Source organism: Bacillus sp. FSL K6-2944, from assembly GCF_038005385.1.
In the GTDB taxonomy this organism is placed as follows: Bacteria; Bacillota; Bacilli; order Bacillales; family Bacillaceae_G; genus Bacillus_A; species Bacillus_A cereus.
Genome location: NZ_JBBOTE010000014.1, coordinates 1 through 10,719 on the forward strand (window position 1 = coordinate 1; position 10,719 = coordinate 10,719).

Here is a 10,719-nt window from a genome sequence, read left to right on the forward strand (position 1 = left end):
CTGGTATGTTGCCAAGCCGAACAGACCAAAAACGAGGACTTAGTTGCTCGACTTGGACTAGCAATTATACCCGCCGAACCGCGAGTTCTATCGTCCCAAAAAATAAGCTTACTCCCTATTTATTTACGTGAAGTTCTTGGGGGCTAGCCCCCAAACCCCCAGCCAGCACTTACACCCAAAAACAAGGGGGTTTAATTCTAAATAACTGTTTATTTGAATGTTTAGAATTAAAATACGGAAAATTTTATGGACTATAATAGTTATTTTATTATTAAACTTAAATAAACAATTTATAGGAGGCGTTATTTTGAACATATTAGTAGAAAAATTTAATCAATCTGAAAAATATATAGTACAAGGCAAAGATATTGAATCTGAACAAATTTTATTAGAACTTATACAATTTGATGATATTAAAGCAGTTGTATGTTACCGATTAGGACAAATTTATAATCGAATGGGTAGAATTGATGATTCAATAATTTATCATGAAATGGCATTTCATACCAATCCAGCTTTAATTAGAAAAATTGTATCAGAAGATCATCCTAATATAAATTATATTTATTCAAAAGAAGAAGAAACATTAATTACAGATTGTCCACTTTGTAGTAAAAAAGGTGTTTTACACAGTTGTTATAATGTGGCTCAAGATTTTGGTTTTATTAAAGGTTTTAATCCTGTGAAAGTATGGATGTATTGTAAAAAATGTCATCATATATATACAAATAGTTATCCTAAAAATATTCAACAAATACTTTCAAATGATTGTTCAAATCTGTATATAGAGCCTAAAACATATGAAATTCAACCAGCAGCTAATATAATTAGTAAATTAAAAAAAATAGTTAAAGGAAATTCTTATTTAGAAGTAGGTGTTGGAACTGGAGTTATGTTACTTATTGCAAAAGAATATGGTTTTAATGTAGAAGGAATTGATATAAGATCTTTTTATGCAGAACAAGCATCTCGTTTAAGTAATACTATAGTTCATTCAATAGATTATCATGATTTTTTAGTTGAAAAACAATATGACGTAATTGTAATGGGAGATGTACTTGAACATGTTGTTAATCCTGTGAAAATGATTGAAAAAACATATAATTTATTATCGGATGAAGGGATATTATGGATTTCTACGCCGAATTTTGATAGTGCTTATCCAACTATTATGAAAGATAAAGATCCTATGTGGTGGGTGACTGAACATATTAATTATTTTTCATTTAATTCTTTACAATATATTCTTAATAAATATCATTTTAAAGTAATAGATTATCATGTTTCGTCTAAATTTAATGGTTCTATGGAAGTTATTGCGCAAAAAACGTTTTCTAAATAGAATAAAAATAAAGATTTAAAATAAATAATAAAAGAAAAAATAGGTAAGTGTCCATGGTAAGCGGACTGGAATGGCTCAGCGGTTTGTGCTGATCCATGAAAGGAGCATTAAGGAATGGACTCGTGCGGCGGATTCATCATCCTCTTGGCAGTTTCTCAAAACGATACGTTTTGGGGACGCCAACCGGCGAGGGAGTCCCTCAAGGATTGAGGGGTTGGGGAGTTGGATGAAGGGGGTCAAGGGGAAGAGTTCCCCTTGTAGGTTCGGACAAAGTCCGAGGTGTTTTTTGTCCATGCAGCGCATGGATTGGCGAAGCCAAAGAGCCTCGCAGAGCACGTCCAAATAAAATTTGGTATAACGTGCTAGACCAAATTCTATGAGTCTAGCTGATCCCCATGTTATACTAGTTATCAAAAAAGGGGTTCTCGCTCATGGCTCACGTTCAAAAATACACAAAAGGAAATGTACAAGGACTATCTATTCACTGGGACAGAAAAACAGAAAATCATTCGAATCTAGACATTGATAATGAGCGGTCGGATTTGAATTATGATTTATGCGAAAAAGAAGGAGATACACTTTCTCGTATGAATCAGCGTTTAAGTGAAGTACATGCTTTGAAGCGAAATGATTTAAAAGTGTGTGCAGATTGGGTTGTTACGTTACCAGAAAATTTGAAGAGGATTTCAGAAAAGGAACAACGTGAATTCTTTGAGAAGACTTATGAATTTTTAGCAAATCGTTATGGTGGGGAAAAGAACGTACTTTCAGCGAATGTTCATATGGATGAAACAACACCACATATGCATTTTGCTTTTATGCCTGTTGTATGGGACGAGAAAAAGCATAGGGAAAAGGTTTCAGCAAAAGAAGTGCTAACACGTAAAGAGTTAAAAACATTTCATCAAGATTTAAATACATTTTTAAAACAAGAAATTCCGCATATCTACAAAGAAGGTATTTTGAACGATAAAACGATTGGTATAGATACGGTGAAAGATTTAAAAAAGCATTCTGAGGAAATTCAAAACCAAAAAGACCAACAAAAAGCAGATGCGATCGCAGAAATGAAAGTGTTTAAAGAACCAAAACAAGTATTGAAGAAAATCGAAGCATCAGCAAAGAAAACGATGTTTGGAGATAAGGTTACATTGCCATCTCAGGAGTTTGAGAAATTAAAAGTGTTATCTGTATCGAGTATGAAGGTCCAATATCAAGCTGGAAAAAGAATCGATGAAGCAGCGGAAAAGATTAAGGAATGGGAAGAGAAATATTATGATGCGGATCGAAGGGCAGACCATGCTGAACTTCAATTTGGTTTATTAGAAAAAGAAGTAGACCAACTGAAGAAACACCGAACAGACGCTATTGTATATAAAAGCATTTTGCAAGATACAAACAGACATATACAAATTAGTGAACTAGAAAAGAAAGGACGTTTAGTCCTATTTAATCTAGAAAATGGACATGAACCGAAGAACCAAAAAGAAGGCGAAAATTGGCTTTCTATCTTGGAAGAGAATAAAAAGGCACAGACAATCCCTCAAAAGCGTTTAGAAGCTTTTATAGAGCGTTTAAAAGCGTTTTTAGATAAAATATTAGGGAAAGGGAAAGAATTCTCACTAGAGGGCTTAAAACGTCTTTCAGAGCAATTGAAACAAAAGAGTGAACCAAAAACAAAAAGAGATAGAGGGATGGAGCGTTAAAAAAAGCGATACTCATTGTAAAAAGCATCGCTTTTTTGCTCTATTTTTGCATGGATAGAATAAAATTTATCCCTTGTTTGAATTCTTCTCTATAATTTGGTTTGCAGTCATACTTTTCATCCTCCTTGTATTTAAAAAAGATTTATAGGAAAATAAAAAGGCATATGTTCTGTGTGCAGATTTAAAGATGTAGGTGCTCCCTGGGCAATAGGGAGTGCTTTTTTATTTGTCTTTTATCTTAAAACATTTGTTTTAATGTATTTTGAACGTTCAAATTTATTAAATAGGTCTTTGTTTTCTGTACGTCCAAGAAGAATATTACCTTTGAAATTAACGAAGTCTTTTTTATCTCTACTTGTAGCCCAAGCTACTTCTGGATTTAAGATATACACGTTTGTATTTCCGACTTTACCAATAGCGATCAATCCGTTTTCTTCTAAACATGAAATTGCTCTAAATATCGTTGTTCTTGATTTTCCAGTAACCTCTTCTAAAATTTTATGTGAGGCCATTATGCTATTGCTATTAACGTCCATATTTTCTATAAAGAACATGTAAAGTTGTCCTGCAACTGCATTTTCGGAAATGATATAGGCTAATGCTTTTGTTCCTAAACCTCTACTGATTTGTATGAAATTCTTGTTCTTTTGGCTTTCTTTCGCTCTTTTAGCTTCTAGGGCTTCACTAGCACTATTAAAAATTTCAGCATCTTCTAAGGCTACGTATTTAACTTCTGTATCTTTTTCTTTTCCTGCAAACATATGTAACCTCCCACTATACATTAATGTGTAGTTTTTGAAACAACTTGTTTCATGTCCTAATTTTACCATCTGTAATTTACCATTGCAACAACTTGTTTCAAAAAAGAAACAGAAAGTTGCAACTATGTTGCGCCACATGAAACATTAATGTAAACCCTCATGAAACATACTAAACTCTAAAACTATTGATATTACTACATTTCTATCAATTCCCTTTCTATATCTATATAAGTGGCTTTCCATAATACAAGGGTCGAGTAGTATTTTTTGAGAACCCCACTCAAAAAATCTCCACTCTTTTGCCCTTGTATTATGGAATTCGGCGGGAGTGGTATATCGCCAAGCCGAACAGACCAAAAACGAGGATGTAGGTTGCTCGACTTGGATTAGCAAGTATACCCGCCGAACCGCAAGTTCTATCGTTCCAAAAAATGACCTTATTCCCTATTCAGTTACGTGAGTTCTGGGGGCTAGCCCCCAAACCCCCAGCCAGCACTTACACCCAAAAACAAGGGGCTAATTTCTTATTTTCCTCATGAGGTATTTAAGAAATTCTTATAAAACGCACAAAAGACACCGTATAAACGATGTCTTTTGTGCACTATATTTAATGACCGGCCCCACCAGGATCCGCATGTAATCTTTGTATTTCAATCTTATTTGTTATTTTTATAGGCTTTATTATATCAAGATTTTCTGGTACTGACAGTAAAAGAAAAGAAAACATAAATATGGTCGTTAACATTCTTTTCATTAGGAAACTCCTCACTTTTATGATTTGATTGTTTGTTCTTGATTTAAAACTTTTTGATATGCTTTTTCTGCATATTGAACAAAAAAGAAATCATTATTGGATTGAAACATTTGAATCGACTGTTGAATAAGAGAGATTTAAAGTTGCCATGCCCTTATAGCACATCTGTAAAGCTGTAAGCTTACCATTTTTTCTTTCTAAATCATTAAGTAGAATAATTGCTTTATCATATTGACCTAATTCAATATAAAATAAAGCTTGTTCGGCGGGATGAAGTTGTTTGAAATCAATTTTATCAATGTCTCTCCAATGACTGATTCTCAAAAATGAATGTCATGTAATGCCTGCTTATATCTTGATTCATCTTGATATAAGTGAAATATTTCTAGAGATTTTTCTAAGTGATAAATTGCCATATCGTAATTCGATAGTAAGTAACCTTCTCCTGCTTTTAAATGCAAAGCACCTTTCATAACAGGGAAAAATTTAAGTTCTTTAATTTTTGAAGGGATTGATTATGTCGTTGGAATAAAGTGATTTGATTTCTACGAAGTAAATAATAACTATGTAATTCAATAAAAAGAAAATGATAAATCATCTTTAAGTGACTATCACCTATTTTTATTAAATTTCGTTTAATTCGATTACGATAGGTTGGAACAAGTTTGATGTCTCCTAGATCAAGTAGAATCATAATGCTTAAGAGGTCACATAAAATTGCTAAGTCTTTTTCTTTTTTGTTGATATTACTTTGAAATGTTTTAAGGTCTAAATAAATTTCATGTATGTCTCTCCTTGTAATCGTCTTTGATAAAATTGAAAAGCTTTAGCATATTTGCAAACAATTAAATATTTATGTGTACTACAATGCTGAAGAAGTTCTGTAAATAACACGGTATCTCGATTTAAATAGGACAATATAAATAAAATCTTTATATTGCTACAGCTCCCCGTTTTCAAATTTGTAAGTACTCCATTTTAAGTTGTTCTTGGTCATGTTTATTTTCTTCAAGAGTATGTGCGATTTTATAAAAATAAAATGCGGATATTTCAGTACCTTGATGAATCCATTTTGAAATAGTTGGTTCAGGAACTTGAGTTTCATAAGATAAATTTTTTGCTGTTGTCATTTTTGAAAATATAAGCGTATCCATCTTTTTTAGAAATTGATTCATAGCCACCATTCCTTTTGCAAAATTAAGAACAAGCTTTTAATCACTATACCGAAATTTACAGGAAAGGTTTTTGAGAAATTATTTTCTGACAATTTAAGGAGCATTCAAGAATGTGATAAGAGGTAAGTTGCATCGTGTGTGTCAACGGTACCGGACCGAACCCGAAAGGGTACGGGAGGATAAGGAGTTGACACACTCACTATGCGACCTTTCTTGGATTGTCAAAACGGTAATCGTTTTGACCTGCCAACCGGCGAGGGAGCCCCTCAAGGATTGAGGGGTTGGGGAGTTGGATGAAGGAGGTCAAGGGGAAGAGTTCCCCTTGTAGGTTCGGACAAAGTCCGAGGTGTTTTTTTTCCATGCAGCGCATGGATTGGCGAAGCCAAAGAGCCTCGCAGAGCACGTCCAAATGTAAATTTGGTATAACGTGCTACACCATTTATGTGTGTAGCTATCCCTGATGTGTTATGATGATATCAAAAAGGGGAGATTTCCCTATGGCACATGTACAAAAATACACAAAAGCAAACATACAAGGATTGTCGACTCATTGGGACAGAAAAACAGAGAGGCATGCAAATACAGACATTGATGTGGAGCGTTCCCACTTGAATTATGATTTGTGTGAGAAGAAAGGTGACTCCCTTTCTAGATTGAATAACCGATTGCAAGAAGTACATTGTTTGAATCGAAAGGATGTAAAACAATGTGCCAGTTGGATTGTTACACTACCAGAAGAATTAAAAGGAAAATCAGAAATGGAACAGCGTGTATTCTTTGAGAAAACGTATGCGTTCCTAACGGATCGGTATGGCGGAGAAAAGAATGTGATTGCTGCCAACGTTCATAATGACGAAACAACACCGCATATGCACTTTGCCTTTGTTCCAGTGGCCTATGACGCTAAAAAGAATAGAGACCGAGTCTGTGCAAAAAAGGTCGTGAGTAGGAAGGATTTACAATCTTTCCATAGCGATTTAGATGTTTTTTTAAAGGCTGAAATTCCTCATATCTATCAAGGTGGGATTCTAAACGACAAAACAATTGGTATAGATACGGTGAAAGAGTTAAAAAAACATGCTGACGAAATAAAAAAACAAAAAGACCAACAAAAGGCAAATGCAACGGCAGAAATGAAAGTGTTTAAAGAACCGAAACGAATCTTGAGAAGAATTGAAGATTCGGTTGAAAAAACGTTCTTTGGAGATAAGGTGAAATTGCCGTCTCAGGATTTTGAAAAATTAAAAGAATTGTCTGTATCGAGTATGAAAGTGCAATATCAAGCTGGGAAAAGAATGGATGAAGCAACTGAAAAAATGAAGGAATGGGAAGAGAAGTATTATAAGGCAGATAGAAGGGCAGACCATGTGGAGCTTCAATTTGGTTTATTAGAAAAAGAAGTAGAGCAGCTGAAGAAACATCGAACAGACGCGATTGTGTATAAAAGTATGTTGGAAGATACAAATAGAGAGGTAGACATTAGTGAACTAGAAAAGAAAGGTCGATTAATTCTGTTTAATCTGGAAAATGGACAGGAACCGGAAAATCAAAAAGAAGGGGAACGATGGCTTTCTATCTTGGAAGAGAATGAAAAAGCACAGACAATCCCTCGCAGGCGCCTAGAAGGCTTTATAGAACGTTTAAAGGTGTTTCTAGATAAAATACTAGGGAAAAGCAGAGAATTCTCTCTAGGGGGTTTAAAACGCTTGTCAGAGCAATCGAAACAAGAGGGACAACCGAAGAAACGAAAAAATAGAGGGATGGATAGATAAAAAAGCGATCGCCTTTACAAGCTGCATCGCTTTTTTGCTTTACTTTTGCATGGATAGAATGAAATTAATGCCTTGTTTAAACCCCTCTTTATAGGACTCCTTTTTTATATTTGACATTTTGAGATAAATCGCAAGCTCAAATTGGTTAAACTCTTCCAGTGTGAACTTGTTTTGATGGGGATATAATTCTTGAAATTCTTCGTGTCTGTCTAATTCTTCTACACTTTGTTCCACAATCATTTCTAACATTTGGTTTGCAGTCATACTCTTTATCCTCCTTGTTTTTAAGAAAAATGTATAGGAAAATAAAAAGGCATACGTCGTGTGTGCAGATGCAATGATGTAGGTGCTCCCTGGTCAGAGGGAGTGCCTTTTTATTTTAACTTAATTCTGGGGTACTCCCTCGTTTTTATATGTTATTTCTGTTTTAAAATCTCTTCCTTTACTTGAATAAATTTGTTCTAATCGAATCTCTTGTATGTCATGCCAATGGCCACGTCCGAAATAACGGGCGTTTACTTGATATGTACCAGTACCTTTTCTAAAGAGAATTTCAGCGTTTACAAGTTTATTTATATTGTTATTAAGAACTTGTACCGTTTTATATCCTAGTTCTTCCGTCATTTGTTTTTTTATAAAGCTATTTAGAATAATCATATTGTCGTATGACATTGTTTTTAATAAGACATTAATTACTTTATCTAAGCCTTTAGGGAGATCATTTAAGGCAATAATATCTTTCAAATATAATTTCACATAATCTGGTTCTTTATCGATATACGCGTCTATAATCTCTTCTTCTTCTTGAATTTCTCCAGTATTCACATCAATTATTTTACTTTTTGTAACTTTAGAGACTTTTTTTAAAGGTCTATTCTGTTGCAATAAATTCACCTCCTACTCTTTTTATAATTTAAATAAATTATAAACCATATATTAATTGAGTGCAATATTTTTTATTTTTTTTATATTTATAATTTCAAAAAAAATAATTTATAACTCCACAAATTATAAACTATAATCCCGCAAATTACGGTTATAATCCCACAAATTATAAACTATAATCCCACAAATTATAGTTTATTCTTGAAAAACCAGTCATATCAAGGGTTCAAGCTATACTCTCTCTTCTATTCTATTATCTTATGAAAATTTGAAAGGTGTATTTATTCATTTTATTTTCTTTCTATATCTCTAATAAGGCTTTTCATAATACAAGGGTCGAGTCGTATTTTTTGAGAACCCCATTCAAAAAATCTCCACTCTTTTGCCCTTGTATTATGAAATTCGGCGGGGGTTGGTATATCGCCAAGCCGAACAGACCAAAAACGAGGATGTAGGTTGCTCGACTTGGATTAGCAAGTATACCCGCCGAACCGCAAGTTCTATCGTTCCAAAAAATGACCTTATTCCCTATTCAGTTACGTGAAGTTCCTGGGGGCTAGCCCCCAAACCCCCAGCCAGCACTTACACCCAAAAACAAGGGGCTAATTTCTTATTTTCCTCATGAGGTATTTAAGAAATTCTTATAAAACGCACAAAAGACACCGTATAAACGATGTCTTTTGTGCACTATATTTAATGACCGGCCCCACCAGGATCCGCATGTAATCTTTGTATTTCAATCTTATTTGTTATTTTTATAGGCTTTATTATATCAAGATTTTCTGGTACTGACAGTAAAAGAAAAGAAAACATAAATATGGTCGTTAACATTCTTTTCATTAGGAAACTCCTCACTTTTATGATTTGATTGTTTGTTCTTGATTTAAAACTTTTTGATATGCTTTTTCTGCATATTGAACAAAAAAGAAATCATTATTGGATTGAAACATTTGAATCGACTGTTGAATAAGAGAGAGATTTAAAGTTGCCATGCCCTTATAGCACATCTGTAAAGCTGTAAGCTTACCATTTTTTCTTTCTAAATCATTAAGTAGAATAATTGCTTTATCATATTGACCTAATTCAATATAAAATAAAGCTTGTTCGGCGGGATGAAGTTGTTTGAAATCAATTTTATCAATGTCTCTCCAATGACTGATTCTCAAAAAATGAATGTCATGTAATGCCTGCTTATATCTTGATTCATCTTGATATAAGTGAAATATTTCTAGAGATTTTTCTAAGTGATAAATTGCCATATCGTAATTCGATAGTAAGTAACCTTCTCCTGCTTTTAAATGCAAAGCACCTTTCATAACAGGGAAAAAATTTAAGTTCTTTAATTTTTGAAGGGATTGATTATGTCGTTGGAATAAAGTGATTTGATTTCTACGAAGTAAATAATAACTATGTAATTCAATAAAAAGAAAATGATAAATCATCTTTAAGTGACTATCACCTATTTTTATTAAATTTCGTTTAATTCGATTACGATAGGTTGGAACAAGTTTGATGTCTCCTAGATCAAGTAGAATCATAATGCTTAAGAGGTCACATAAAATTGCTAAGTCTTTTTCTTTTTTGTTGATATTACTTTGAAATGTTTTAAGGTCTAAATAAATTTCATGTATGTCTTCTCCTTGTAATCGTCTTTGATAAAATTGAAAAGCTTTAGCATATTTGCAAACAATTAAATATTTATGTGTACTACAATGCTGAAGAAGTTCTGTAAATAACACGGTATCTCGATTTAAATAGGACAATATAAATAAAATCTTTATATTGCTACAGCTCCCCGTTTTCAAATTTTGTAAGTACTCCATTTTAAGTTGTTCTTGGTCATGTTTATTTTCTTCAAGAGTATGTGCGATTTTATAAAAATAAAATGCGGATATTTCAGTACCTTGATGAATCCATTTTGAAATAGTTGGTTCAGGAACTTGAGTTTCATAAGATAAATTTTTTGCTGTTGTCATTTTTGAAAATATAAGCGTATCCATCTTTTTTAGAAATTGATTCATAGCCACCATTCCTTTTGCAAAATTAAGAACAAGCTTTTAATCACTATACCGAAATTTACAGGAAAGGTTTTTGAGAAATTATTTTCTGACAATTTAAGGAGCATTCAAGAATGTGATAAGAGGTAGTTGCATCGTGTGTGTCAACGGTACCGGACCGAACCCGAAAGGGTACGGGAGGATAAGGAGTTGACACACTCACTATGCGACCCTCTTGGATTGTCAAAACGGTAATCGTTTTGACCTGCCAACCGGCGAGGGAGCCCCTCAAGGATTGAGGGGTTGGGGAGTTGGATGAAGGAAGGG

General features: G+C 33.5%; 11 protein-coding genes. 3 read left to right on the plus strand and 8 right to left on the minus strand.

What is annotated here, in order from left to right; all coding sequences use genetic code 11:
- The first annotated feature begins 307 nt into the window (after nucleotides 1-307).
- Nucleotides 308-1,342, plus strand: a complete 1,035-nt coding sequence (locus MHH55_RS35870; RefSeq protein WP_176116716.1) for a class I SAM-dependent methyltransferase — start codon at nucleotides 308-310, stop codon at nucleotides 1,340-1,342.
- 431 nt (nucleotides 1,343-1,773) lie between these two features.
- Complete coding sequence (gene mobV / locus MHH55_RS35875) at nucleotides 1,774-3,048, plus strand: MobV family relaxase (RefSeq protein WP_078188041.1); 1,275 nt, start codon at nucleotides 1,774-1,776, stop codon at nucleotides 3,046-3,048.
- A gap of 233 nt (nucleotides 3,049-3,281) precedes the next feature.
- Here mobV (MHH55_RS35875) and MHH55_RS35880 read toward each other — a convergent pair whose 3' ends face one another.
- The 4 genes from MHH55_RS35880 to MHH55_RS35895 all read right to left on the minus strand — a co-directional run bounded on the left by MHH55_RS35880 (nucleotide 3,282) and on the right by MHH55_RS35895 (nucleotide 5,738).
- Nucleotides 3,282-3,809, minus strand: coding sequence for a replication/maintenance protein RepL (locus tag MHH55_RS35880; RefSeq protein ID WP_176116718.1), 528 nt, complete (start codon nucleotides 3,807-3,809; stop codon nucleotides 3,282-3,284).
- Between the two features lie 607 nt (nucleotides 3,810-4,416).
- Complete coding sequence (locus MHH55_RS35885) at nucleotides 4,417-4,563, minus strand: hypothetical protein (protein WP_166669653.1); 147 nt, start codon at nucleotides 4,561-4,563, stop codon at nucleotides 4,417-4,419.
- 93 nt (nucleotides 4,564-4,656) lie between these two features.
- The gene (locus MHH55_RS35890; RefSeq protein WP_340882861.1) at nucleotides 4,657-4,887 is read right to left on the minus strand and encodes a hypothetical protein; all 231 of its coding nucleotides are present in this window, start codon (nucleotides 4,885-4,887) and stop codon (nucleotides 4,657-4,659) included.
- Nucleotides 4,888-5,519: 632 nt separating this feature from the next.
- Nucleotides 5,520-5,738 (minus strand): hypothetical protein, encoded by a 219-nt coding sequence (locus MHH55_RS35895; protein ID WP_340882863.1) that lies wholly within the window; start codon nucleotides 5,736-5,738, stop codon nucleotides 5,520-5,522.
- A gap of 497 nt (nucleotides 5,739-6,235) precedes the next feature.
- On the opposite strand from MHH55_RS35895, the gene mobV (MHH55_RS35900) reads away from it, so the two are divergent.
- On the plus strand, nucleotides 6,236-7,510 hold the full coding sequence (gene mobV, locus MHH55_RS35900) for a MobV family relaxase (protein WP_340882865.1): 1,275 nt from the start codon (nucleotides 6,236-6,238) through the stop codon (nucleotides 7,508-7,510).
- 39 nt (nucleotides 7,511-7,549) lie between these two features.
- On the opposite strand, the gene MHH55_RS35905 is transcribed toward mobV (MHH55_RS35900), so the two are convergent.
- The 4 genes from MHH55_RS35905 to MHH55_RS35920 form a co-directional block, all read right to left on the minus strand.
- Nucleotides 7,550-7,774, minus strand: coding sequence for a hypothetical protein (locus MHH55_RS35905; protein WP_340882867.1), 225 nt, complete (start codon nucleotides 7,772-7,774; stop codon nucleotides 7,550-7,552).
- A gap of 120 nt (nucleotides 7,775-7,894) precedes the next feature.
- The gene (locus MHH55_RS35910; protein ID WP_340882868.1) at nucleotides 7,895-8,395 is read right to left on the minus strand and encodes a replication/maintenance protein RepL; all 501 of its coding nucleotides are present in this window, start codon (nucleotides 8,393-8,395) and stop codon (nucleotides 7,895-7,897) included.
- 693 nt (nucleotides 8,396-9,088) lie between these two features.
- Nucleotides 9,089-9,235 carry a hypothetical protein gene (locus tag MHH55_RS35915; protein WP_166669653.1) on the minus strand — a complete coding sequence of 49 codons (147 nt, stop codon included), beginning with the start codon at nucleotides 9,233-9,235 and terminating at the stop codon, nucleotides 9,089-9,091.
- A gap of 17 nt (nucleotides 9,236-9,252) precedes the next feature.
- The gene (locus tag MHH55_RS35920; RefSeq protein ID WP_340882870.1) at nucleotides 9,253-10,416 is read right to left on the minus strand and encodes an AimR family lysis-lysogeny pheromone receptor; all 1,164 of its coding nucleotides are present in this window, start codon (nucleotides 10,414-10,416) and stop codon (nucleotides 9,253-9,255) included.
- Between the last annotated feature and the right edge of the window lie 303 nt (nucleotides 10,417-10,719).

Bases quoted from the DNA above. Each gene is read 5' to 3' on its own strand.
- MHH55_RS35885 (WP_166669653.1), bottom strand. From the start codon at position 4,563: ATGAAAAGAATGTTAACGACCATATTTATGTTTTCTTTTCTTTTACTG.
- MHH55_RS35880 (WP_176116718.1), bottom strand. From the start codon at position 3,809: ATGTTTGCAGGAAAAGAAAAAGATACAGAAGTTAAATACGTAGCCTTA.
- MHH55_RS35895 (WP_340882863.1), bottom strand. From the start codon at position 5,738: ATGAATCAATTTCTAAAAAAGATGGATACGCTTATATTTTCAAAAATG.
- MHH55_RS35920 (WP_340882870.1), bottom strand. From the start codon at position 10,416: ATGAATCAATTTCTAAAAAAGATGGATACGCTTATATTTTCAAAAATG.
- mobV (WP_340882865.1), top strand. From the start codon at position 6,236: ATGGCACATGTACAAAAATACACAAAAGCAAACATACAAGGATTGTCG.
- MHH55_RS35915 (WP_166669653.1), bottom strand. From the start codon at position 9,235: ATGAAAAGAATGTTAACGACCATATTTATGTTTTCTTTTCTTTTACTG.
- mobV (WP_078188041.1), top strand. From the start codon at position 1,774: ATGGCTCACGTTCAAAAATACACAAAAGGAAATGTACAAGGACTATCT.
- MHH55_RS35905 (WP_340882867.1), bottom strand. From the start codon at position 7,774: ATGACTGCAAACCAAATGTTAGAAATGATTGTGGAACAAAGTGTAGAA.